The following is a 24,452-nucleotide window of genomic DNA, read 5'->3' on the forward strand; positions in this document are numbered from 1 at the left end:
CTTTGTCCCGCCAAGGAGCCTGTGCCGTGAAGAACTCGAGCCGGCGAAGTGCCCGACTGATCACCCTGGCCACGCTGGGACTGGCGCTCAGTGCGTGTGAGTCCGAAGAGCCCTTCCCCAACTTCGACGAGCTGACGCGGCTGAACGAGCTGCACACCATGACGCGCAAGCCGCCGGCGGATACGACGAACCGGCTGGCGGATGATGTGCGGGCCGCCTCGCTGGGACACCGGCTCTTCGACGACCCGGGCCTGTCGAGCTGCGGCACGGTGTCCTGCAAGAGCTGCCACGACGGCGAGGGCAAGACGGTGAAGGAGCCCACGGCGCTGGGGTGCAACGGCAACCGCACGGGCCGCAACCCGCCCACCACGCTGAACGCGGACTACAACCGCTGGTTCATGTGGGACGGGCGCGCCGACCGGCTGTGGAACCAGGCCATCCTGCCGCTGACGAGCCCCATCGAGATGGACTCCAACGCGACCGTCGTCCGGGCGCGGCTCAACGCGGTGGCGTCATACGCGGGCGAGTACCAGGAGCTGTTCAACAAGAGCCCGGACGCCACGGGGGATGACGAGCTGCTGGCCAACGTGGGCAAGCTCCTCCAGGCCTACGAGCGGACAACGAACCGCACGGCGGCGCCCTTCGACGAGGACGTGAAGCGCTTCATCGCCGCGGTGGATGCCGGCACCGAGAAGGATGATCCGGCGTACCTCGGATTGAAGACGTACTTCCGCAAGGGCCAGTGCATCGTCTGCCACAAGGGCGTGACGATGGCCGACAACCTCTTCCACAACATCGGCGTGAAGGACGCCAGCGCCGGGGCGCCCGGTCAGGTGGACGCGACGCAGAAGATGCTGGACTGGACGTTCAACGCGGCGGGCCCGTACAGCGACCGGCGGGACGGGGCGGACGCGCTGCGGCTGGAGGCGGTGCGCTCGGACCTGGTGAACAAGCGCTTCGAGTTCGAGGGCGCTTACAAGACGCCCACGCTGCGCAACATCGCGCTGACGGGGCCGTACATGCACACCGGCGAGCTGGCCACGCTGGCGGACGTCGTCGAGTTCTATGACAAGGGCGGCGACCCGGTGGGCACCTTCGTGGGCACGAAGACGGTGACCATCCAGGAGCTGGGCCTGACGGACGAGGAGAAGGCGTCGCTGGTCAAGCTGCTCGAGTCGATGACGGGCGCGCTGTAGCCGGAACGGGCATGGCGGAGCCACGGGAGTGGAGGTTCGGCCTCCAGTACCTCCGCCTCGAGCCCCCGAACGTGCTGTGGATGAAGTGCCACAGCACCACCACCCTGGAAGAGGCCCATCGCGTCCTGGAGGTCCTCCGGGAGCAGGGCTCCCAACGGCCGCTCATCGGCGTCGTCGACGTGCGCGGCGCGATGCTCGACTCCGAGGTGGGCAACCTGCTCGCCCGGGAGATGAAGCCTCAGTGGTTCCGGGCCATCATCTACGTGGGCGCGGGCTTCCTGCAGAAGGCCCTCATCAAGACGCTGGTGGTGGCGCTCTACTTCAACCACCGGTGGACGCGGGAGATCCGCTACGCGGACTCGGAGGAGGAGGCGCGAGCGCTGGTGGCCCAGCTGCGCGCTCACCCGCCGCGGAGTGACTGACGCACCTCCGAGGCGAGGGCCGGGTCATCCGCGAAGGAGAACTGCTCGGGTAGCTTCGCGAGCGCGCGCGTCACTCGGATGCGCCACAGGGCGTGGACGCGCTCGTTGAGCAGGCCGAGCTGGCGCAGGAAGTGCCCCCAGGGCAGCAGGGCCGCGGCGACGGCGGCCTCGGCATGGGGGTGGCGGTAGCGGCTGTCGGAGTTGGGGCGCGCCCACTCGTGCAGCACCCACTCCGGAGGCAGCAGCAGGGTGGAGGGCTCACGGGCCACCTTCTCCACCTCGCGGGCCTTGCGCGGCATGTCGGGCAGCAGCACCAGCATCCACGGGTGGAGCAGCTGGGTACGCCCCAGGGGCCAGCCGTGGTGGGCGCGCAGCTGGCGCTCGAAGGCCATCACCAGCGCCTGCTGCTCGAAGAGGAACTGCTCCGGGGTGAGCTGAGGCCAGAGTTCGAGGGTGCCCTGCCAGCTCCACTCGCCGGCGCGGTAGGCCAGGGCGCGGTCCAGCCACCCGGCCGCCAGCGGGCCGAAGGGCGCCAGCCGCTCCAGCAGCCCGGGCTCCCCGGGCGCGGGCTCGCGGGAGAGCACGGCATCCAGCGTGGTGAACACGGCGCGTTGGGCGAAGTCCTCCACGTCCCAGCCGAACAGCCGGGTGCTGTCGCGCACCCCGGGCCATGCGGCCGTGAGACCCGCGAGGGCCGCGTGGACATGGCCGCGGTAGAGGCACCACTCGGCGAGCTTCAGCAGGGGCACCAGGTGCCCCCTCCAAGCCGCGAGCCCCATCAACGCGCCGTGGACATCCGCGCCGGGGCGCTCCAGGGCGCACTCCACGCGCCAGCCGAGCAGCGCGGGCTCGGCGCGGTACACCTGGGGGACCCGGGCCTCCCAGGAGGCCAGCACCCCCTCGAACTCGGCGCCCCGGCCCGCGTCGCGCAGCACGCCTCGGAGGCCCCGGCCCAGCGCCAGCGCATCCTCCGCCTCGAAGCGGGGATCGGCGGCCACCTCTCGCGCCAGCGCCAGCCGCGTGTCGAGGGGCGCGAACATGAAGCACTCGTGGAAGGCGCGGGGCAGCCCGGTGGCGCCCACGCCCTCCCGGGGCCGGGTCGCCGTGAGCCGACGCCAGAGCTCGAGCACCGCCACGGGCAGGATGGCGGCGGAGAGGCCCGGCCCCTTCCAATCCCTCATCCAGGAGGCGGCGAGGGCCAGTGCCTCCGCGACACCCGCCGCTCTCGCGAGGCGCTCCTCGTCGAGGGTGACGCCATGGTGGCGCAGGGTGCCGAGGAGGACCTCGGTGGAGCAGGCCCCAAGGCCCTGCTCATTCCATGTCTCGTCGATTCGGTCTGCACCGCTCATGGACGTGGTGCGGGAGCATACCCGAAAGGTAGTGCTGGATCCACGTCACGTAAAGCGTCGTGTCGCCAGGCGGCCCGGCTGGACGGCTGCCCCCGGGGCTGCCGTGCGCCTTAGCGCACCAGGTGGAACGCGGTCTGCCGCTGGTAGGCCCAGCGCACCCGGCCGTCTACGCCGAGGATGACGTCCTCCTCCTGCGCCGAGCGCACCTTCTGCCCTCCCCACTCGGGAACCGGCGAGGTGGCCTGGAGTTCCACCGAGTACCACATGCTCGGAATCACGGTGTGGTCTCCGTTGCCGGGTACGCCCTCCTGCCGGTCCCAGAGCCCGACCATGGCGCCCGCGCCGTGGCCGTGCAGGCCCACCGGGTGCGAGTAGACGGTGCCGTCGATGCCCTCCTGCTTCATCCGCGAGAGCACCGTGCGCAGCACCTCGTTGCCGGTGCGACCGGGGCGCAGCTCCTCCAGCACCAGGTCCTGCAGCCGGTTGGAGCGCGCCAGCGCCTGCTTCAGCCCCTCGGGCGCATCGCTCTCGCCCTCGCGCAGCACGTAGCCCATGTGCTGGGTGTCCGTGTTGAGTCGCAGTGCGGTGACACCAAAGTCGCAGTGCAGCACGTCGCCGCGCTGGATGATGGGGTCCTCGCCGAGCTGCTCCTCCGTGGCGCCCTGCCGCTGCACGCTCACCGAGGGGTGGAACCATGTCGTCAGCCCCAGGTCGCTCAGCCGTTGGCGCATCCACCACTCCACGTCATTGACGCGCGTGGTGCCGGGGGTGATGACGGTGTTGGAGAACGCCGTCTGGATGATGTCCCAGGCGAGCTTGTTCTCCTCGGCGAAGAAGCGCCCCTCGTCCTCGCCGCGCCACGCCAGCAGGTCCACCGGCAACCCGCCCGAGGGCTTGAGGCGCGCGGTCCACTCCGGGCCCAGCGCTTCCGTCATGCCCTCGTACTCGCCGTGGCTCAGCCCGTCGGCGAAGGCGAAGGTGCGCGACACGTTGATGGCGATGGACCTGGGCTGACGCTCCTCCAGAAGCTGCTTGAGCATCTGCCACTGCTCCGGGCCCCAGGGCTCGCCCACCCGCTCCACGCCGCCCCCGTCCACCTTTCGCGGCGGGCGCCGCACCTCATAGAGGCCTCCCTGGGGACTGCCTCCCAGGGCGATGCGCACCACGCCCAGCTGGGGGCCGCGATCATGGAAGACATAGATGGTGCGCCGCCGCGCCGCGAAGGTGGTGGCGGAGACGAGCGCCTGGAAGACAGGGTCCTCGTTGTACTCGCGCATGGGCACCACCCACATCTCCACGCGGTGCTGGCGCATGAGCTGGGGCAGGGCCACGTCCAGCCGCTCGCGCAGCCACGCCTGCTGGCGCTCGGCCTGCGCGCGCAGCGTGCCGAAGGGGCGCTCGGGGACGACGCGCTCGGGCTCCGGTGGGCGCGTGCCCGTGGTGGCGCAGGCGGTGGACAACAGCAGCGAGGCGAGGAGGACATGCGAAGGCGTACGCATGGCCGCGCAGCATGGCACGGACTGAAGTGTTGGGCGTGGGCCGAAAAACACCAGGGGCGCTCGGAGGGCAGCGTGTCGCCACCTTCCGAGCGCCCCTCTCCACCTCGACGCAGTCAGCTGCTTACGGGCTCACGGGCGTGTGGAGGGAGACGGAGGCATCCATGTCTCCCCCGCCGTCCTTGCCGCACGGGCCACAGTCCAGCAACCCACCGCACCCGTCCGACACCACGCCGCACACCTCGCCCTTCCCCTGGCACGTCACCGGAACACAGCCGTGCTCCGGCAGGTACCGCTCGCTGCTGCCCAGCGTCCCCCCCGCGTCGTTGAACCCGCCGGCCACCAACACCTCGCCACCCGGCAGCCGCAGCACGCCCGCCCCACGGCGCGGAACCCGGAGCGACGTCACCAGGCTCCACGTCCCCGTGACGGGATCGAACCGCTCCGCCGAGGTGAGCGTCCCCGAGGCGAAGTGGTAGCCGCCCACCACCAGCACCGTCCCGTCCTCGATGAGGATGGCCCCGTGGCTCTCGCGCGGCGTGCTCGGTGCCGCCACGAGCGTCCAGCTGCCCGTGGCCGGCTCGAACACCTCCGCCGTCTCCGCCGCGCGCGTGGTGTTGCCCCCCACCACGAGCACCCGCCCATCCCCCAGCCGCGTCACCGTGTGGCTCGCGCGGTGCGTGCCCGCCGCGCCGCCCGCGGGCCCCGCCTTCGTCCAGTGGCCCGTCGCCGGATCGAACAGCTCCGACTGCATGCCGCTCACGAAGAGCACCCGCCCGTCCGCCAGCACCGCCGCCGCCTGCGCGCCGGTGTGGCCCCAGCCCGGAGCCTCCGCCGCGCTCCAACGGCCCGTGGCCGGGTCGAACAGCTCGGCCGAGCGGAGCGTGCGACGATCCACGTCCGAGCCGCCCACCACCAGCACCCGCCCGTCCGCCAACGCCACCGCTGTCGGATCGATGCGCGGCACCGCCATGGAGGCCGTCACCGTCCACTCGCCCGTGGAGGGCTCGAAGAGCTCCGCGCTCGCCAGCGTGCCGACGATCTGCTGAGGCGCACCGCCCACCACCAGCACCCGCCCGTCCGCCAACGCCACGGCGGCGTGGTTGCGCCGCGCCACCTTGAGCGCGCCCGTGGCGCTCCACTGACCCGTGGCCGGGTCGAACAGCTCACACGAAGAGAGCGTGCGCAGGCCGTCATGGCCTCCCGCCGCCAGCACCCGCCCATCCACCAACTGCACGAAAGGCAGCAACCGCCGAGGCGTGGACAGCGCCTGTCCCACCTGGCCCGGGACGGACTCGTCCGTCGCGGGGCCGGAGCTGCAAGAGAACACCGCCGTAACCAGAATCGCCGTGATGAAGGACTTCGAAAACCGATGCATAAACCCGCCTGAAAGCGCTCCGTCGAGGGGGGTTCGTGTAACCTGACGGTCTGACATGCTGATTCGTTGACTCTTCAGTGATTCCCGAGGGTTACGACGACATCGCACCACCTCGGAGCATCGCCGGAAGGTACGTTCAGAACGCGTCAGCCGAAGCCCCGGCGCGCGCGAGGACAGGGGTGCATGTGAGCGCCGAGGATGCGGATCAGGAACTGCGCGAACGGGTGCGCCAACTGGAGGCGCACGTCGCGTCGCTCGAGTCCCGGCTCCAGCGGCTGGAGACGCAGCCGCCCGTCGCGGCCCCCCCACCCGTGCCCTCGGAGCCGGTGGTACAGGCCCCGTCTCCGGCGCGCGCGGATCTGGAGTCACACCTCGGCACGTACTGGCTGAGCCGGGTGGGCATCGTCGCGCTGATCACCGGCATCGCGTACCTCATCACCTCGCGCTTCGGGCAACTGGGCGTGCTGGCGCGCGTGGGGCTGGGTTACCTGTTGAGCGCGGGCCTGGGCGCGTTCGGGCTGTGGCTGGCGCGGCGCCATCAGCTCTTCGGGCGCATCGTCTTCGGCGGTGGGCTGGCGCTGGCCTACTTCGTCACCTACGCGCTGCACTTCATCCCCTCGGTGCGCGTCATCGACAGCCAGGCGCTCGCGCTGGTGCTGCTGGCGGCGTTCGTCGTGGCCATCGTCGTCATCGCCCAGCGGATGCACTCGGAGACGGTGGCCGGCATCGCCCTGTTCCTCGGGCTGCACACGGGGATGCTCAGCGACATCACCGCCTTCACCCTGCTGTCCACGTCGATGCTGGCGGCCGGCGCGCTCTTCTTCCTGGTGAAGAACCGCTGGGTCATCGTCCCCCTGTCGAGCCTCGTCGCCGTCTACACCACGCACATCTTCTGGGCGATGCGCACCGGTGTGGCCCCCGAGGCCCCCGACCCGGACCGGCTCCTGCTCAGCCTGGGCTTCCTCACCCTCTACTTCCTGCTCTTCTCGGTGGCGCTGCTGGTCCATCCCCGCGAGCTGTCGGCCAAGGCCTGCCTGGCGTTCGCGCTCCTCAACTGGGTGGGGTGGATGTGGCTCGGGAGCAATGAACTCTCCCGCCACGCCGAACCCCGCCTCTTCACCTTCCTGGGATTGACGGCGCTGGCCCATGGCGCCGCGGCCGCGGTGGCCCGGTGGCGGCAGGCTCCCGCCCTCCTCGTCCACGCCTACCTCTGTCTGGGCGCGCTCTCACTCGCCCTGGCCCTGCCCACCCGCTACAGCGAAAGCGCGCTGGCCGTGGCCTGGCTGGTGACCGGCGCCCTCATGGGGCTGCTGGCCCGAGGCGCCTCCTCGCCCATGCTGCGCTGGGTGGGCGTGGGTACCCTCTTCGCGGGGCTGGCTCGGGCCGTGTTCCTCACGCCCGAGCACTCGCTGCTCTTCGCGCTCGGCTTCGCCTGCTTCCTGCTCGTCGAACGCTCGGGGGAAGTCCCTCTGCCCGGGATGCCCTCCCCCGAGGTGCTCCAGCGCCAGGGCCTGGTACGCCTGCTCTGCGCGGGCGGGGCAGGGCTCTCCCTGGTGTGGCTCGTGGCCGCGTGGATGCCGGCGGGGCTCGCCACACTCGGCTGGGTGGTGGCCGCCTTCGCCATGTTCGGCGTGGGCTTCGCCGTGCGAGAGCGCAGGTACCGGCACGTGGGCCTGTTGCTGCTGGCCCTGTCGCTCGGTCGGCTGCTCATCGTGGACATGGCGCGACTGCCCACGGATCAACGCGTCATCACCTTCATCCTCCTCGGCGTCATCCTGCTGATCATCTCGTACACGTACACCCGGCTGCGGGACCGCAAAGGATAAGGAGGCCCACCGGACATGCGTCGCTCCTTCCACGCTCTCGCCCTGCTGCCGCTGTGCCTGCTGCTCTCCGGCGTGGCCTGGGCCGAGGAGCCTCCCGAAGAGCCCGCCACCCCCAAGGTGGCCCTGGACTTCGGCGCCACCCTCTCGGGGCTGCGGCACCCCGCGGCGACGCTCCCCCCAAGTCCCGGAGGCTTCCCCCGGAGTGTCCCCGACCGCGACGCGGCCGCGCGCCTCACGTTCGGCGTCCAGCTCGCCTTGAGCCAGTTCTTCCCCAGCCTGGACGACCTCTGGCAGACCAACCTCCTGGACTGGTACCTCTCCGGAGGCCTTCAGATCTTCTCGCTCCGCATCGGAGGAGAGCAGCAGCTCGCCCTCTCCCGCTGGCTCGCGCTGGGGCTGGGTGTCCACGGCGCGGTGGCCGAGGTGTCGATCGGCACAGGGGAGTTCGCCGGCGGCGTGCCTCCCACCTCGGGAGACCCCACGGACATCGACGAACTGCGCGCCAGCCAGTGGCTCTTTGGCGCGGGCGGCACCGTCTCCCTGCTGCTGCTCACGCGCAACGTGTTCTTCGCCCGGCTCCAGGCGGGCTACACCGTCTACCTTCCCGTGAAGGCCCGCAACCTCGAGGCACCCTCGAAGGACTTCACGCCTCCGGGCTTCTCGGTGTCGCTTGGCGGGCCCTCCATCGGCGCCTTCGTGGGAATACGCCTGTGAGCGGGGTGCCTCGGAACACTCGCGGGCTCGGCGCCTGAGTTCCCCTTCACGCCGAGCAGCGGGCGCTTCCCAGCGGTCCTGCCCTACCCACCTCCAGCACCGGCGTTATCCATGCATCACGTTGCGGGTGGACACCACCTTGCTTCGACTGGACTAGAAAGCCTGCTGGCCACGCATGTCTCCCCGTCCGCCCGTTGCCCCGCTTCAGGAGTTCATCGAGAGACTGCTGCTCATCGACCGAGCGCTCCAGGTGCCTGTCGGTGATTCCAACAAGCATGAGTTCATCGAGCGGCTGCTGGTGACGGTGGACACCGCGCCCGTCCTGCTCTCCTATATTGACGCTTCCGAGCGCTACCGCTTCTGCAACCAGGCGTATGAGCGCTGGTTCGGAGGGTCCCGCGAGCGCACCCTCGGCCGTACCATGCGCGAGGTGCTCGGCGAGGCCGCGTATGAGCAGATACGCGCCGAGGTCCACTCGGCGCTCAGTGGCAAGCACGCCCAGTTCGAGCGCGTCGTTCCCTATGACTCCGGTGGCACCCGCACAGTGCTGGCGGACTACCTGCCGCACGTCCTGCCGGATGGGCGCGTCGCCGGGTTCGTGGCGATGGTGAGCGACGTCTCCGAGCAACGGCGCTGCGAGGCCACCGCGCGGATGGCGCAGGCGCTGCGCGAGAGCGAGGAGCGGCTGCGCCTGGCGCTCTGGGCCAGTGAGCTGGGCATCTGGGACTACGAGCCGATCAAGGACAACGCGCGGTGGGATGAGCGGTGCCGAGAGCTGCTCGGGGTGCTGCCCGAGGAGCCCCTCACGCGCGACACCTTCTTGCGGTACATCCACCCCGAGGACCAGGCCCGCGTGGAGGCGGCGATGCAGGCGGCGTTCGACCCGGACCAGGGCGGCTGCCTTCAGCTCGAGTACCGCGTGGCCCCTCGCCACTCCAAGGCGGAGCGGTGGCTCCAGGTACACGGCAAGATGGTCTTCGAGGCGCGGCGGCCCTCCCGCTTCACGGGCACGCTGCGCGACATCACCCAGTCCCGGCTCGCCCGCGTGCGCGTGGACCGGCTATACGCCGTGTCCTCCGCCCTGTCACAGGCGCTGCTGCCCGACGAGGTGGCGCGCGTGGTGGTGAGCCAGGGCGCCCTGGCGCTCGAGGCCGCCTCGGCCTCGCTGGTGCTGGTGAGCGAGGACGGCACCGCCTTCGAGCTGCGCGCCGCGCATGGCTTTCCAACGGACTCGCTGGAGTCCTTACAGCGCTTCCCCATCGACACGCCGGTCATGTACCGCGAGGCCTACCGGAGCGCCCGGCCCGTCTTCTACGAGTCCCTGGAGCACCTCCTGCGCGACTACCCGGTGCTGAGGGACTCGCCCGCCCTGGTGGGCCGCTCCTTCGCGGCGCTGCCGCTGCGCGTGGATGAGCGTGTCATCGGTGCCTTTGGCTTCACCTTCGCTTACGAGCGGGCCTTCACCCCCGAGGACATGCAGTTCATGGAGTCGCTGGGGCAGCAGTGCGCCATGGCGCTGGAGCGCTCGCGCCTGTACGCGGCCGAACGCAAGGCGCGCGCCGAGGCCGAGCAGCTCCGGGACCGGCTGGCCGCCGAGCGCAGCCTGCTCACGGCGGTGATGGATCAACTCCCCGTCGGCGTCGTCATCGCCGAGCCCGGGGGCCGGCTCCTCCGGGGCAACGCGGCGATGGAGAACGTCTGGGGCCACGCCTTCCGGCCCTCGGCGAGCATCCCTCAGTATTCCGAATACCAGGGCTACCACCCGGACGGGCGGCCCTATCTTCCCGAGGAGTGGCCCCTGTCGCGCTCCCTGCTCCATGGGGAGACGGTGCTGCGGGAGCCGGTCACCGCCGTTCATGAGAATGGAGAGCGCCGGCAGATCGATCTGAGCTCCACCCTGGTGCGAGATGCCGAGGGCCGCCCGGTGGCCGGCGTGGTGGTGTCCACCGACGTCACTCAGCATCAGCGGATGAAGGAGGCCCTGCAGCGCGAGGCGGAGGTGCGCGAGAAGCTGCTGGGCATCGTCAGCCACGACCTGCGCAACCCCCTGCAGGCCATCTTTGCCTCCAGCCAGCTGCTGCTGCGCGCGGAGGCGCTCACGCCCTCGCAACAGAAGAAGGCGGAGCGTATCCAGACGAGCGTGCGGCGGATGGACCGCCTCATCCGCGACCTGCTGGACTTCGCGCGGGCGCGCGGCGAAGGCAGTCTTCCCATCCAGCGTCGGCGCGCGAGCCTGGAGGACGCGTGCCGCCCCATCCTCGAGGAGCTACAGGCCGCGCACCCGGGGCGCTCGCTGCTCCTGGAGACACGGGGCGATATGGAGGGGGAATGGGACGTGGAGCGGCTGGCGCAGCTGGTGGGCAACCTGGTGACCAATGCCCTGAAGCACGGCGCCGCCGAGGCTCCCATTCAGCTCCGGGTGGATGGCGAGGGCCCTCAGGTCGTGCTCGAGGTGGCCAACCAGGGTCGCCCCATCCCCACCGAGCTGCTGCCGCGTGTCTTCGAGCCCTTCACGCGCGCCAGCACCGGGGGTGACGCGCTCAAGGGCGTGGGACTCGGCCTGTTCATCGTGCATGAGATTGTCGCCGCGCACGGGGGCAACATCTCGGTGAACTCCACGGCCGAGGCAGGCACGGTGTTCCGGGTGGTGCTGCCTCGGCGGCTCGCGGCGGCTTGACGCCTACTTCGCGTCCACCACGAGGACCATCCACCGGTCGGTGGTGTGGTCGATGCGCACGTTGGAGGCGCCGGCCTCCTGGAGCTGCTGGACGATGCGCTCCAGGAACACGAGCTGCTCCTTGGGCGCGTCCACGAAGAGGTTCTTCTGCTTGCCGCCCTTGGCCTTGGCCTTGGCCGGCTGGGCGGAGGCGCCGTTGGAGCCCTCGGGGGCGCTGGCCGAACGGGAGGCGGCGGAGTCCTCGCCGTTCATCGGCTCGGCCTCGGGCTCCTCGCGCGCGGGCTCCTCGGCGGGGGGGTTCATCCGCTCCTCCATCACCTGGTCACGCACCTGCTGGAAGGACTTGGGGTTGAGCGCGGCGCCGAACTTGTCCTCGAAGCGCTCCTGCGCCTCCTGGCGGGTGATGTCGGGCTGGTTGCGGATGAGCTCGAGCAGGAACGTGTTGCGCTCCTGAATCTGAGCCTGGGGGATCCTGGCCATGGTGGGTTCCTCGTGAAGGGGGACTGCGGAAAAGGCGGCGCAACCTAGTCGAGCACCGGCCCTCGGGAAAGGGCTCGTACTCCGTGTCGTCCCCTCTCGACCCGTGGCGACCAGGTGTGGGCCGGAGCGGTGCTGCTGTTGTTGCGTTGGTCTCCGAGGTTCGGTCCCCAGACGGCGTACTGCCCGAACCTTCCTCGAATTCATACGAACCACGAAAGCCCAGGCCCGCTTCACCCTTGGGACCCGGCGGGCCCTCGGCACCGTCCGAGCCAGAACCGCCGCTCTTGCATGCCACCCGCACAGCCAACACTGCTGTCATCACAACTCTGTAAGGAGAGGTCATCACGAACGCCCTGGAGGACACATTCACGGCCAGCGCCGGACGGCCCAAGCGCTCCACTCTCGCGGCAGGCGGGCCTCGCCGGGCTTCGAGCCGGGATTCTTGATCGTGAGTCCCGTCACATCGCCCAGGATGAAGCACACGGGAACACGGCGCCCATCCGGCAGGAGCGCCTCAGTGTAGCGGCCCAGCACAGCCTCCTGCCCCTCCTTCGTGAGGCCCTCCGTCCAGAGCTGCCCATACAGGAGGGTGCCCTCGGGAAGCGGGCCCGTCCATGAGTACTTCACCACCCTGCTGACGATGGACCCTGGGTGGTAGATGCCCTCCTGCTGCTGCTTGCCGGGTTGGTTGATGTCGAGAATGACGCTGTAGTTGTTCTTGAAGAGGCTCATCTCCTCCATGCGCTGGACGGCTTCCTGGGGGCAGTCCTCTGGCAGAGGCCGCACCTGGGCTGCGGTGCAACTGACGCTGAAGGTGGTGCATAGCCAAGCTGCAACGACCCTGACAGGCCGGGAGTTGCTGAGGGTGGACACGTGCGAGCTTCCTTTCTCGGATGCAGCGTGGGAAGTCGGGGCGGAAGTGAGCCACACCCACCCTGCGGCGAAGAGGCAAAGGCCAAGCAGAAGGAGGCCTGCCGCGAGGGCGATTCTCCGCCATCTCTTCTTGCGAAGGGCGGCTTTCTCCTCTGCTTCAAGCACCACCGCCTCTAGTTCCTGGAAGGCGGCGGAGTACCGCTCCAGGGCCTGCTCGCGGGAGAGCTCCTCCTGCTTTTGCTGCTTCACCTCCCGGGCCCTGCGCTCGAAGTGCTGCTGCTGGAGGCGGCGTTCCTCCAACTCGTCCTGGGTAGTGGGGGCAGGCCCGTCGGCAGACAGCCGCAATGGCGCCTTCCACTCCGGTCTGGAGCGCTCCTTGGCCGCATCCCACAGGGCTTGGAGCAGGGCCTCGGCGCTCGCGTAGCGATCCTCCGGCTGTTTCTCGAGCAGCTTCAGGGTAATGCGGCTCAGCGCCTCGGGGACCTTCGGGTTGAGGCGGTGGGGGGCACGGGGAATGGTGGTTTCGATGGTGGTCAGCAACTCCGCCGCTGGCATCCGCGGATCGAAGGGCCAGCACTCCGTCAGGGCCTCGTAGAGGAAGACACCCAACTGGTACAGGTCCCCCGCCTTGTTCGCAGCGAAACGCTCTCCCTGCTTCCAGGACTCCTCACGGATGAAGGCAATGCACTCGGGTGGCAGCGCGTGGGGCGTGCCCGGCGCCAGCCCCACAGTGAGGGTGGAGGCTCCCGGCAAATACGCACTGCCCATGTCCACCACCACCGGCTGCCTGTCTTCGGAGTCGACGATGACGTGCTCGCTCTTGAAGTCGCGAATGAGAACGCCATGGGCATGCAACCCGGCCACCACGCGCACCACGGCGATGACGACATCCACCAGCTGAGCAGCGGTAGGCCGGATGCGCTCGCGCCACTCCTGGAAGGACTCACCAAGCACGAAGTCGGTGACGATGTAGAGGTAGCCCTTGGTGAGGTGAGGCCACCTGTCCACGGAGCGCAAGTGAGGCAGGCCCGGCAGGCTGGCGTTGGCCATGAGGATGGCGCCCTCATGGCGCAGGCGCCCATCCACCTGCCGCTCCTCCAAGGTCTTTTCTGGAGTGTCCTGCGGCAGGTCGGGAGCCGGCCGCACCGCCATCTTCAGCGTGAAGAAGGCCCCATCGCGCTCGACCTTGAAGACGTGGCCGAAGCCGCCGCTGCCCAGCGACTCCACGACGCGCCAGGGGCCCACCATATCCCCCGGCTTGAGGTGATCAGGGTGAAACGCGTCCATCGTCATGGCTGGGGACCTCCTATTTGACCATCAACTTGAAGGAGAGGCGCCGCTGACCGTCGGCATCCACGAGTTCCACGCTGCATCCCTTGCCGGACCAGGGAGGAACCTTCGTCTCCAGCACCACGAGCCCCTCTTCGCCCAGAGCCAGGTGCTGCAGCTTCGTCTGCACGGAGAGCAGTCTCACAGGAGCCCCTGTCGCGCTGGTGATACGCGCGTGGCCCAAGGACCAAGGCTTCTGGCTCGAAAGGTTGCGCAGACGGACAGCGACCATGACTGAGAACTTGCCCTCGTAACCAACCCCCCGTTGCACCTCCAGCCCGCTGGCATCTGCCGTAGATGCCTCGACAACGAGCCCAATCGGGCGCGTTTCATCGGTGAGCCACTCGGAGAGGACGAGCCCCGCGGGGCCATGGCCCGCGTACCGGGCATTGAGTTCCTCTAACTCCGCTTCCTTCTGCGTGAGGGCCGCGAGCAGGGCCTCGGGGGTGTTCGCCCGCCGGTCCATCTCCACGTTCCCATCCACCACCGTGGAGTCGGTGACGACGGCAAGGACGGCCTGCGCCGGCAAAGCCCTGTCCTTGAAGCCGACCTTCACGATGAGGCGCTCGCCCGAGCCCAAGTCCGCGAAGGGCTGCAGGGCGAGGAGGCTGTCGCCGACGTCCACCCACTTGAAGCGGGTGCGGTCCACCACGAGGCTCTCCCTGTCCAGGGGCCCGTTGAAGGCCACCGTGGTGAGGTTGCCGGCGGCCACGTACAGCTCGGGGATGGGCTCGGCTGACGTGGCGGGCAGCGCGACACGCCGATCCTGGCGTTGCCGGGCTGGTGGCTGGGGCTGGGCGGCGGCCGTGCTCGCTACCAGCAGCGAGAGCGCGAGGAACGGCCACGTCGTGGGTAGTGCCAAGGAAGCAGAACCTCCTAGGTCACTAACCTAGCAGATGTACGGCATCGTGGCGCCTCTCATGCTCCGCTTAACTTTCCCTCGGAGGGCTCCTCGGCCACGCTCGGGCCTACGAAAAATGGGCTAGGTCGAAATCAGAGGGCTGGCGGGCAGGCGGGGGCGCGCGGCCGAAACAATCGTGGCTCCGAAGAGTCCTGGCGGGTAGTGTTGTTCTCTCCCTACCTAGTGGGTCTTGCCTGCCCAGCGGCCGAGCGGCCTCCGTGAATGTTCTTCCTCCTCTTCCCGAGCTGATTGCCCAGTTTCTCCAGCGCTTCATCCACCAGCCCGCCGGGCAGAGCCTGCTGTCGCGCTACGCCACGGATGCGGCCTTCGTGCGCGTCGCCTTCGAGGACCTCTGCCGCCGCGCGGACGCAGGCGAGGACGTCACCGAGCGGGTGCTGACGAAGCTGCTGCCCCACCGGGACACGCCCTTCAATCGCCAGCGCGGCGCGTGGACCGCGCCCTGGGCCGTCATCAACCGGGAGATAAAGCCCTGGTTCCAGAACGTGGGCTGGGTGCCGGACGAGGCCGCGTGGCGGGGCATCGCCGACAACCTCCTGCGCCTGCTGCGCGTGCTGGAGCGCGCCCCTCAGCAGGCCGCCCTGGAGGCCTTCGCCGCCTCGCCGCTCTCCAGGGGCTTCCGCTCGGGCTTCCTCAGCCCGGCGCTGCGCTGCCTGCGGCCGGACCTGTACCTCGTCGTCAACGCCAAGAGCCGCCGCGCCGGCCACTTCTGTCTCGCGCTGTGGGGCGAGCCCCGCGAGCTGAGCGTCGCCATCGAGCACTACCTGGAGACCAACGCCACCCTGCGCTCCGTGCTTGAGCGCCTCAAGCCCCTGGGCATCCAGGACAGCGACCACTTCGACGCGTTCTGCCACTGGCTCTGTGACCGGAAGCTGGGCGGTTACCTCGCCCGTAAGAAGGTGGAGGAGTTGGAGGACGGTCCCCCCGAGGATGATGCCGGAGGCGAGCCCGAGGAGGAGGTGGGCGCCTGGGTCGTTCGCAACATGCTCTCGCGGCGCAACCTTCGCTCGGAGGTGCGGCGCGGCCGGCGCAGCAGCTGGACGGCTACCCAGCGCAGCTCTCGCGAGTGGCTCCAGGACGCGGAGCCCGGTGACCTCATCTTTCTCTACCAGGCCAGTCCCGTGCGCGAGGTGCTGGGGCTCGGACGGCTCGTGGGCGAGCCCGCCTCGGTCGGCGAGGAGACGCGCTTCGAGATCGAGTTCCTCACCGATGTGCTCGCCCACCCGATTCCGCTCTCCGCCATCCAGGCACACTCCACGCTGTCGGGGATGATGATGGCCTCGCCGCGCAGCGGGATGGTGCTGCCCATCCGCGCGGATGAGCTGCCTCCTCTGGCCCGGCTCGTGTGCGACCGCAACCCCGAGGCCCGCGAGGTGCTCGCTCCGTACCTGCCTCCCGAGGCCACCTCGCCCGAGCCCTCTTCCAACAAGGCCCGAGGCCCGCGCGTTCTGGAGCTCGCCGCATGGGTAGATGCATGGCGGCGCGGCTCGGGCTACCCGGATGAGACGGACGCGCGCGAGGCGCGCCAGCGGGAGGCGTGGGCCCAGCTCCTCTCGAAGGAGGCGCTCGCCACGCTCACCCCGGAGGATTTCCGGCCCGTGTATCAGCTGGGCGTGCTCGGCTCGGCCGGCTCCCCGGCGGTGCTCAACCGCTTCTTCCTGGAGGCCGGCGAGGAGGACCTTGCCCGCTTCCGCGCCACACTGCGCGAGGTGCTGTACGGCGAGGGCCGCGTGGAGCAGCGGTTGGACCGTGCGCTGGACAAGGGCAGCGCTGGCTTCGTGAAGGGCCTGGGCGAGGGCGTCTTGATGAAGTGCCTCTCCCTGCTCCAGCCCGAGCGCTTCCTGGGCATCTGTCTGTATGAAGGAGACGCCGGCAAGGCCCGGATGATGGAGATGCTCGGGCTGCCGCCGCTGCCCGGCTCGCTCTCCGTGGGCACCCGGGCGGTGCGCTCCAACGATGCGCTGCGCGAGGCGCTCTCGCCCCACCTGCCCGCGGCGGAAGGGTTGCCCGCCACACACGCCATGCGGCGCTTCCTGTCCTGGCTCAAGGCTCGACTGGACCAACAGCCGCCGCTCCAGGAGTTGGCCCCCGCCGAGCGCTTCCTTCACGCCACCTCGCTGCGCCGCGAGCGGCTGGAGGAGCTGTGCGCCCTGCTGGAGCACCGCCGCCAGCTCATCCTCTATGGGCCTCCGGGCACGGGGAAGACGTTCATCGCCCGCGAGCTGGCGCGCTACCAAGCCGGCTCCGAGGAGCGCTGCGAGCGCGTGCAGTTCCACCCCGCCTACGCTTACGAGGACTTCATCGAGGGCCTGCGCCCTCAAGTGGACCCGCAGGCCCCGGGCGGGCTGCGCTACGAGTACCGCCCCGGCCTCCTCAAGGCGCTGGCGGAGCGCGCGAAGGCGTCGCCCACCGAGCGCTTCGTGCTGCTCATCGATGAGATCAACCGCGCCGCCCTGCCGCGCGTCTTCGGCGAGCTGCTCTACCTGCTGGAGTACCGCGAGGAGCACGTGCGGCTGGCCGGCTCGGGGGACTTCTTCGAGCTGCCGGCGAACCTCTACCTCATCGGCACCATGAACAGCGCGGACCGCTCCATCGCTCAAATCGATGTGGCGCTGCGCCGCCGCTTCCACTTCGTGCGCATGGACCCCGACGTCGAGGTGCTGCGGCGCAACCTGCTCAAGTGGGACGTAGCCCCCGATGTCTGCGACTGGGTCGTCCACGGACTGGAGACGGTGAACGCGCGCATCGATCGCTCGCCGGGCCGCGAGTTCCGCATCGGCCACTCTTTCTTCATGGACAAGGACCTGGACGCAGCCCGCGTCGAGCGCATCTGGCGCCACGACATCGCCCCCATGCTGGAGGACTGCTTCTACGACGCGCCACAAGTGGTGCAGGAGCTCCGGGCCCTGTTCGACGCAGCCCGGCCCGGCCCGGTGGACATGACGGAATGACGGTGTGGACCCTCACCGAGTGGGAGTGGGCCGAGCTGCCCCTCTCCCCCGCGGACGTGCTGGCCGCCCAGGGACACCTGGGCTCGGCGCTCGCCGTGGAGCCCTCCGCCCGAGGCGTCCGCCTGCGCGCGCTGGGCGTGGCCGGCATGGTCGCGCTGCCCGGAGGCGTGCTGCACGTCCGGCCCAAGGTGCCAGCGCTTCACCTGCTGGCGCTGCTCGACTACGCCGCGCGCGAGGTGCCTTGGACCGAGGAGGTGGTCGGCGCGGCCGAGGCGGACGAGCTGCTCCCCCTGCTCGGCGAGCTCTTCGTTCGCCGCGTGGAGCGCCTGGCCCGGGGCGGCTGGGTCCACGGCTATCGCGAGCAGGAGTCCCTGCGGCCAGCGCTGCGCGGACGGTGGCTCGTGGGGAGGGACCTCGCCCGGCCGCCCACGCACCGCCACCGGCTCTCCTGCCAGTTCGATGAGTTCACCCGCGACGTGGCCCCCAACCGCGTCCTCCTCGCGGCGCTGCGCGAGCTGGAGCGCTCCAGCGCCTTCGGTCCCCAGGTGACCGCGCGGGCGAGGATGCTGGCCTCTACATTAGAAGAGGTGGAGCCGGTGGCCGACACGCGCGCGGCCGTGCGGACGCTGGCCTCGGATCGACGCTTCGCTCCCTACGGCCCGGCCCTCGGGCTCGCCCGTCTCATCCTCGAAGGCCACGGCGCGCAGGCCACTCCCGGCCCGCATCCGCTCGCCTCCTTCATCCTCCGGCTGGCGCCCTTGTTCGAGGCCGCCGTCACCCGCGCGCTGGCGAAGGTGGCGCTCGCCCGGGGCCTGCCGTGCCATGCCCAGCGCCCGCTCTCGCTGGACACCCAGGGCCAGCTCACCGTCATCCCCGACGTCGTCCTCGAGCGGGGCGAGGCGCGCCTCGTCATCGACGCCAAGTACAAGCTCCCCGCCTCGGGGCTGCCACTCGCGGACGACTTCCAGCAGCTCGTCACCTATCTGGCGTGCGCGGATGCGTACCGGGGTGCCCTCGTGCTGCCGGCGCTCGGCGCCGTTCCCGAGGAGACCTCCTTGCGACTGAGCCCCTTCGGACGCCGCTGCGAGGTGCGGGTGGTGAAGGTCCCCCTCGGAGGCCGCGCCGCCACGGTGGGCCTGGCGCTGGAGTCCTGCGCCGAGCGGCTCATCTCCTGGCTGCCGGGCCTTGCCCCGGCCGCCCGGGTCACTGCTTGAACGTCAGCGTCTGCGAAGCCACCGAGGTGCCGAACGTGTACGAGGTGTTGTTCGTCCACGTCCACGTGCCCCGCTTGTAGGTCGCCGCCAGCCAGAACGTACACTTGTTCGTGAGCAGGCACGTCTTGCTCCCGTACGCCGACGTGGGGCCCACCACCGAGGCGTTGATGGTGATGGCGGCCACCGGCGCGTCGCACGTCGTCTCGAAGTGGAAGTACATGCGCCCACCGAACGAGTACGTGGGCCCGAGGACCGTGGCCGTACACGTCGTCCCGGGCAGCGTCGTCGGCTCTTCTTCCGGAATCTCCGTCGTGTTGACCCCAATCGAAGCCAGCCCGATGAGCAGAAACTGATTCAGCATGGTGAATCTCCCGGCAGAGCGCGCGCCAACCGAAGTCACGCTCATGCATGGATGAAGCCGTGCGCGTCAGCGGCGTGATTTGTCGCACGCCACTGCACTGCTACAGATGGCCTGTTCACACACGGCGCCCGAGGGACTTCACCCTGCCCACGAGCGTCAGCTGCTACGGGTCGCGCGCCACCCGGTCACGTTCAAATGACCCCACCTGGCGACGCCGCTACCCACCGCGAGCAAATACATGCATCAAAGAATTCTTTGATGACGGCCTAATCGCACAATGCGATGTAAGCCCGTATGACCAACAACCCACGAGCAGTTTCTCCCCAGGGTCTTCCAGGTGGTTCCCGTGTGGCCCTCCTGAGCGCAGCGCTCGCGGCGGTCCTCGCCGCCTGTGGTCCCACGCAGGAACCCGAGCCCGTCTCTCCGAGCGCCACCGAGGCGGTGGCCCTGGATGCCCAGGACGTGGTGCGGCGTGCCCAGGCCCAGCTTCCTTCGGCGCGGGCCTCCTCCGCCTCCACCGTCATCTCCTCCGAGCTCTCGGTTCGGAGCGGCTTCGTGCCGAACTCGGTATCGCAGATCATGCCGGTCGTCGCCGCGGGCAATGGCATCTACCTCGTCGTCTGGACGGAGACGTGGAGCCATACCAGCCCCAACGCGACGGACCTCTTCGCGGTGCGGGTGAATGCCTCGACGGGCGCCCTGCTGGACTCCACGCCCATCCTCGTCTCCAACACCTCGGACCCCGATGTGTTCCCCGCGGTCGGCTTCGACGGAACGAACTTCCTGGTCGCCTGGACCCGGCCTCCCCTCACCTACGCGGTGCGGGTGAGGGCGTCGGACGGCGCGGTGCTCGGCACGCCCCGCCTCATCACCACCCCGGCCCCCAGTCCCTACGAACCGCCGCTGCCCCACATGTACCCGGCCGTGGCCTTCGATGGGACGAACTACCTGGTGGTGTGGAATGGCACCTTCTACAAGGACGGCGTCCACCGCAACGGCATCCTCGGCACCTGGGTGCGGCCCTCGGATGGGCAGACGCTCGACACGTACGCCTTCATCGTCAGCTTGCGCCAGGACAGCACCCCCCAGGTGGCCTTTGGGAATGGGCGCTACCTGGTGACCTGGTCCGACTCGGTCAACAGCACGACGGCCAACGTCCATGGCGTGCGCATCGACGCCGCCTCCCGGCAGGTGCTCGACGCGACGCCGCTGTCCATCGCCACCTCTACGTCGGTGGCGGAGACCAACCCGTCCATTGCCTCCGACGGGAGCCACTTCCTGGTCGTCTGGCAGCGCGGCAACAGCACGCTCGAGGGCGTCCGGGTGCGCGGCTCGGATGGCGCCGTCCTCTCCCCCGCCGCCACCGTGGGCACGGGCAGCGTGAAGCAGGCCGCGGTCACCTACGACGGGCAGGACTACCGGGTGGGCTGGGTGGGCAATCACGGCGCGGGGCTGCAGGCGTTCAGCACGCGCGTGTCCACCAGCGGGGCGGTGGGCGAGGAGCTGGTGCTGTCCAGCATCGCCGCGACCACGCAGCAGGAGGCGCCGGCCATCGCCGCGAGCTCCGCGGGCCACTTCCTGGCGCTCTACGGCCAGTACGACTCGGCGAAGCGCATCCGCATGCGGCTGGTGCAGGACGTTCAGCCCCAGGACTGCACCACGCTCGAGCCGACGCTGGTGCTCAACGGCACGGCGGTGATGAACCTGGAGTGCAACCCGAACGGCACCTACTCCGACCCGGGCGCCCAGGCGTTCGACGGGTGCGGCAACCCCATCCCCGTGCATGCGTACAACTCGGGCAATGACTCCTCCGGCCCGGGCCCGAACGTGAAGCTCGAGGGCAACTACACCGTGTCCTACTCCGCGTGGGATGCGCAGGGGCGCACGGTGAGCGCCACCCGCACGGTGAACGTGGATGACACCACCGCGCCGACGCTGACGCTGCTCGGGGCCATGCGGATGACGCACACCTGCGGCAGCATGTGGAACGACCCCGGCTACGTGGGCTCGGACGTGTGCTACCCGAGCGCGGCGACCTCCGTGTGGCGCACCGGCGAGGTGAATGGCTGGGCCGAGGGCACCTACACGGTGACCTACACGCTGACCGACAGCGGCGGGAACAGCGCTCCGGCCCTCACGCGCACCGTGGAAGTGGTCGACTGCCCCTGGTAGCGGGGTAACGCCCGGGCGCCGCGCTCGTCACGCGGCGCCCTGGGGCGGCCTCAGTGCAGCTCCGGCTCGCAGGGCAAGAGCACCGTGAAGGTGGCCCCCTGCCCGACCTGGGAGTCCACTTCGATGGTGCCCCGCATGGCCTCCACCAGCGTGCGGCTGATGTAGAGCCCCAGGCCCAGGCCGCCGTAGTGCTGCGTGGGCACCGCGCGCTCGAACTTGCGGAACAGCCGGCGCTGCGCCTCCGGGGCGATGCCGATGCCCTGGTCCTTCACCCGCAGCCGCACCCACGCGTCCTGCTTCTGGACGTGGACGTGGACGGGCTTTCCCGCCCCGTACTTGAGGGCGTTGGACAGCAGGTTGACCACCACCTGATCCAGGCGCAGGGCATCCCACCACCCTTGCGTCTCTCCCTCTACCTCCAGGCGCACCTCGCAGCCGGCGCGCGCGAAGTCCGGCTCGAGCCGCTCCAGCGCCTCGCGCACCAGCACCGCCAGGTCCGTCTTCTGGAAGTCCAGGTGCAGCCGCCCGCTGTCCAGCGACGTCACATCCAACAGGCTGCTGTTGAGCACGTTGAGCCGCTGGAGCTGGCGCTCCATGGTCTGCAGCCGGCCTCCGAGCCGCTGCCCCAGCTCACCCTCGGTGCCCCCCACCGTCGACTTCACCAGCCCCAGCTGCAGCTTGAGCGAGGTGAGCGGCGTCTTGAGCTCATGCGAGGCCATGGAGAGGAACTCGTCCCGGGCGCGCACCGCGGCCAGCGCCTCCTGCTCGGCGCGCAGGCGCTCCTGGAGCGCCGCCTCGAGCGCGGCGGTGCGCTCGGCCACGCGCCGCTCGAGCTCCGCGTTGAGCTGGCGCAGCTCCGCCTTGGCCATCTTCAGCGAGGCGCTCTCCAGCACCTCCCACGCGCCCTCGCGCCGGGCCACCGCGAACTGGTGGTTGCGCACCACGTCCAGGATTCCCACCGGCTCGCAGCGGTGCAGGCAGTAGCTGCACAGGGCGACGATCTGATGCTGGTGGAACGTCTGGTTCACCCGCTCCTCGTAGTCGGCGAAGTCCTTCCAGTCCTTCGCTTCGATCCAGAAGGTGTTGCCGGTGAGCCGCAGCCCCGAGCGCCCACGCGCCAGCGCCTGGTCCTTGTGTTCCAGCCACGCCTGGAGAATCCCGTCGGCATCCGTCCTGCCCGTGCGCAGGTACCACTCGCGGTAGTCGAGGATGTCGATGCGCCCTTGCTCGAGGTACTTCGCCAGGTCCGGCACCGCGTTGCGCAGCGCCACCTTGGCGTCCTCGGCGCCGAAGGGCTCGGACGTCACCCACAGGCACTGCTCGTTGTTCTCGAGGCCCGCCTTGAAGAAGGGCACCAGCGAGTCCGCGAGGTCTTCCGGCGTCGCGTAGAAGTTGCAGAAGTGACTGCCCCACGGGATGTCACCAATCGCCGGAATTCCACTGGGTGTCATCGATAGCGTGTGCAAGACCACTCCTCTTGAAGGTTCAGGGCGAGCGCCAGGGATTCGGGGGCTCGCAGCCTAGAGGCCCCACGAGCAGCCGAACAGCGCCTCTCTGGCTGGCGGGTCGGCTACTCACCAGTCGTTCTGAGCGTTCCCCCTCCAATGGACCGGTGGGATGTACGCAGGCGGAAGTCTGCTGGCCTGGGCACGCACATCGGTCCCTGGTTCAACACCAGCAGGCAGCCTCCGCATTCATCTCCCGGGCGATCAGGGGTGCGCTTCCCTCAGAGCGCGGCCTCCAGCCCCAGCCGCCCCTGCACCGCCGAGCCCAGGTAGACATTGCCCGTCACCCAGCCAGCGCTCTTGGCGTCCAGCTCGGCGTACACCGCCAGTCGGGGCAGTACGTCCACGGCCAGTGCGAGGCTCCCGCCCCCGCCCAGCCGCGCACGGGTGTCCATGAAGCGACCGTCCGAGGGCTGGAGCCAGAGCCACCCTTCCGCTGACAGGTGGGCGGACACGGCCTGCGTCGGCACGGGCCAGCGCACGAGCCTCAGCTCCAGGCCGGGGAAGGCGCGCGTGCCGTTGAGGTAATGGTGGTAGGTGGCCCCCACATTCCATCCGGCGAGGCTGGCGAGCAGGTGTCCGTCCACCACCTGTCCAAAGGAGGTGAGCTGGTGCGAGAGCGCGAAGCTCCAGCGGTCCTCCGGGCGGCCGGGCACGGGCAGGTGTCCCACGCCGAAGAGCTGGGGCGAGGCGAAGTTCAGCAGCGACAGCCAGCTCGCCCGCTTCAGGTAGGACCGCCCCTCGGGGGAGAGCTGGTCCGCGTATCGGTAGCGGTCGACGCCGATGCCCGAGGGGTGGACGCCCCGCTCGGCGTAGGGCTGGCGATCATTCTCCAGGTCGTAGATCCACCCCGAGCAGTCGAGCCCGGTGAAGTCCCGCTCGGCGATGTCCACCTCCCGAACGTCGTCTCCCAGCGCATCCTCGGAGCGGGTGCCGACGCACAGGCGCAGGTACTGGAAGACACTGACCGCGTTGAGCCACAAGCGCGGCACGTCCCTGGCGGGGCTGCGCCGGTCATAGAAGATGTCCCGCTGCAGGCGCACGTTGCTGGCGACCTGGGCCTCCATGCCCGCGGCGGACAGGCGCACGAAGTCCTGGGGGTGCTGCTCCTTGATGAACGTCAGCCCCTCGTCGGAGACGTGCTTCACGTAGATGAACTCGCTGAAGAGGCGCAGCTCGTACACCCCGTTGAAGCTGGAGACGCCGTGGCGGGAGAGCACCGCGCGGTGCCACTCCTCATGGAACCAGGCATCCCCTCCGGGCAGGACGGTGGCGCCCAGGAGCGCCCAGGTGAGCAGCAGCGGCACCTCGACGACGGGGCGAACCCAGGACCGGCTGTTCTGGCCGATTCGCTCGCCCAGCAGATCGATGGCCCAGCTTCCACCTCCCATCACCAGCTCCTGCATGTCCGCGGCCTGTCGCATGGACGGCGCCCCGTGCCGGACATTGAAGGGCACATCCACCAGCGACAGCCGGGGACGGAAGCGGCCACTTCGGGCCAGCGGGGCCGAGGGCTCCTCGGCCCGAGCGGCGAACGCGCCCAGCAGCACGCACAGCGACACCAGGACGCACGGGACTCGCATTGGCCCT

17 protein-coding genes are annotated in these 24,452 nt (G+C 69.8%); 8 read left to right on the forward strand and 9 right to left on the reverse strand.

Annotated features, from left to right (window positions below; all coding sequences use genetic code 11):
- The first annotated feature begins 26 nt into the window (after positions 1-26).
- The gene (locus SYV04_RS27955; protein WP_321548981.1) at positions 27-1,196 is read left to right on the forward strand and encodes a cytochrome-c peroxidase; all 1,170 of its coding nucleotides are present in this window, start codon (positions 27-29) and stop codon (positions 1,194-1,196) included.
- An 11-nt stretch (positions 1,197-1,207) separates the two neighbouring features.
- Positions 1,208-1,618, forward strand: coding sequence for a hypothetical protein (locus tag SYV04_RS27960; RefSeq protein WP_321548982.1), 411 nt, complete (start codon positions 1,208-1,210; stop codon positions 1,616-1,618).
- Here SYV04_RS27960 and SYV04_RS27965 read toward each other — a convergent pair.
- From SYV04_RS27965 to SYV04_RS27975, 3 genes are all read right to left on the reverse strand, one after another.
- Positions 1,597-2,967 carry a hypothetical protein gene (locus SYV04_RS27965; RefSeq protein ID WP_321548983.1) on the reverse strand — a complete coding sequence of 457 codons (1,371 nt, stop codon included), beginning with the start codon at positions 2,965-2,967 and terminating at the stop codon, positions 1,597-1,599. The genes SYV04_RS27960 and SYV04_RS27965 overlap by 22 nt on opposite strands.
- Before the next feature lie 110 nt (positions 2,968-3,077).
- Positions 3,078-4,466: a M24 family metallopeptidase gene (locus SYV04_RS27970; RefSeq protein WP_321548984.1), complete on the reverse strand. Its 1,389-nt coding sequence runs from the start codon at positions 4,464-4,466 to the stop codon at positions 3,078-3,080.
- Between the two features lie 121 nt (positions 4,467-4,587).
- Positions 4,588-5,841 carry a Kelch repeat-containing protein gene (locus tag SYV04_RS27975; RefSeq protein WP_321548985.1) on the reverse strand — a complete coding sequence of 418 codons (1,254 nt, stop codon included), beginning with the start codon at positions 5,839-5,841 and terminating at the stop codon, positions 4,588-4,590.
- A 185-nt stretch (positions 5,842-6,026) separates the two neighbouring features.
- Here SYV04_RS27975 and SYV04_RS27980 point away from each other — a divergent pair, with 185 nt between their 5' ends.
- From SYV04_RS27980 to SYV04_RS27990, 3 genes are all read left to right on the forward strand, one after another.
- A complete protein-coding gene (locus tag SYV04_RS27980; RefSeq protein ID WP_321548986.1) occupies positions 6,027-7,667 on the forward strand; it encodes a DUF2339 domain-containing protein in 1,641 nt (546 codons plus the stop codon).
- Positions 7,668-7,682: 15 nt separating this feature from the next.
- Positions 7,683-8,381 carry a hypothetical protein gene (locus tag SYV04_RS27985; protein ID WP_321548987.1) on the forward strand — a complete coding sequence of 233 codons (699 nt, stop codon included), beginning with the start codon at positions 7,683-7,685 and terminating at the stop codon, positions 8,379-8,381.
- A 175-nt stretch (positions 8,382-8,556) separates the two neighbouring features.
- Entirely contained in the window at positions 8,557-11,058 is a 2,502-nt protein-coding gene (locus SYV04_RS27990) for a PAS domain-containing sensor histidine kinase (RefSeq protein ID WP_321548988.1), read from the forward strand.
- A gap of 3 nt (positions 11,059-11,061) precedes the next feature.
- Here the strand turns inward: SYV04_RS27990 and SYV04_RS27995 are convergent, their stop codons facing one another.
- From SYV04_RS27995 to SYV04_RS28005, 3 genes are all read right to left on the reverse strand, one after another.
- Positions 11,062-11,538: a hypothetical protein gene (locus SYV04_RS27995; protein ID WP_321548989.1), complete on the reverse strand. Its 477-nt coding sequence runs from the start codon at positions 11,536-11,538 to the stop codon at positions 11,062-11,064.
- A 366-nt stretch (positions 11,539-11,904) separates the two neighbouring features.
- Entirely contained in the window at positions 11,905-13,704 is a 1,800-nt protein-coding gene (locus tag SYV04_RS28000; RefSeq protein WP_321548990.1) for a serine/threonine protein kinase, read from the reverse strand.
- A gap of 13 nt (positions 13,705-13,717) precedes the next feature.
- Positions 13,718-14,602 carry a DUF2381 family protein gene (locus tag SYV04_RS28005; protein WP_321548991.1) on the reverse strand — a complete coding sequence of 295 codons (885 nt, stop codon included), beginning with the start codon at positions 14,600-14,602 and terminating at the stop codon, positions 13,718-13,720.
- A 257-nt stretch (positions 14,603-14,859) separates the two neighbouring features.
- Here SYV04_RS28005 and SYV04_RS28010 point away from each other — a divergent pair, with 257 nt between their 5' ends.
- Both SYV04_RS28010 and SYV04_RS28015 read left to right on the forward strand, forming a co-directional pair.
- Positions 14,860-17,610, forward strand: coding sequence for an AAA family ATPase (locus SYV04_RS28010; RefSeq protein ID WP_321548992.1), 2,751 nt, complete (start codon positions 14,860-14,862; stop codon positions 17,608-17,610).
- Positions 17,607-18,824, forward strand: coding sequence for an McrC family protein (locus SYV04_RS28015; protein WP_321548993.1), 1,218 nt, complete (start codon positions 17,607-17,609; stop codon positions 18,822-18,824). The genes SYV04_RS28010 and SYV04_RS28015 overlap by 4 nt, the downstream gene beginning before the upstream one ends.
- Here the strand turns inward: SYV04_RS28015 and SYV04_RS28020 are convergent.
- Positions 18,814-19,185, reverse strand: coding sequence for a hypothetical protein (locus SYV04_RS28020; protein ID WP_321548994.1), 372 nt, complete (start codon positions 19,183-19,185; stop codon positions 18,814-18,816). The genes SYV04_RS28015 and SYV04_RS28020 overlap by 11 nt on opposite strands.
- Before the next feature lie 348 nt (positions 19,186-19,533).
- Here SYV04_RS28020 and SYV04_RS28025 point away from each other — a divergent pair, with 348 nt between their 5' ends.
- Positions 19,534-21,357, forward strand: coding sequence for a DUF5011 domain-containing protein (locus SYV04_RS28025; protein WP_321548995.1), 1,824 nt, complete (start codon positions 19,534-19,536; stop codon positions 21,355-21,357).
- Between the two features lie 50 nt (positions 21,358-21,407).
- Here SYV04_RS28025 and SYV04_RS28030 read toward each other — a convergent pair whose 3' ends face one another.
- The gene (locus tag SYV04_RS28030) at positions 21,408-22,829 is read right to left on the reverse strand and encodes an MEDS domain-containing protein (RefSeq protein WP_422723979.1); all 1,422 of its coding nucleotides are present in this window, start codon (positions 22,827-22,829) and stop codon (positions 21,408-21,410) included.
- Positions 22,830-23,083: 254 nt separating this feature from the next.
- Positions 23,084-24,445: a hypothetical protein gene (locus SYV04_RS28035; RefSeq protein WP_321548997.1), complete on the reverse strand. Its 1,362-nt coding sequence runs from the start codon at positions 24,443-24,445 to the stop codon at positions 23,084-23,086.
- Positions 24,446-24,452: the final 7 nt, after the last annotated feature.

This window comes from Hyalangium ruber (genome assembly GCF_034259325.1).
Classification (GTDB): domain Bacteria; phylum Myxococcota; class Myxococcia; order Myxococcales; family Myxococcaceae; genus Hyalangium_A; species Hyalangium_A rubrum.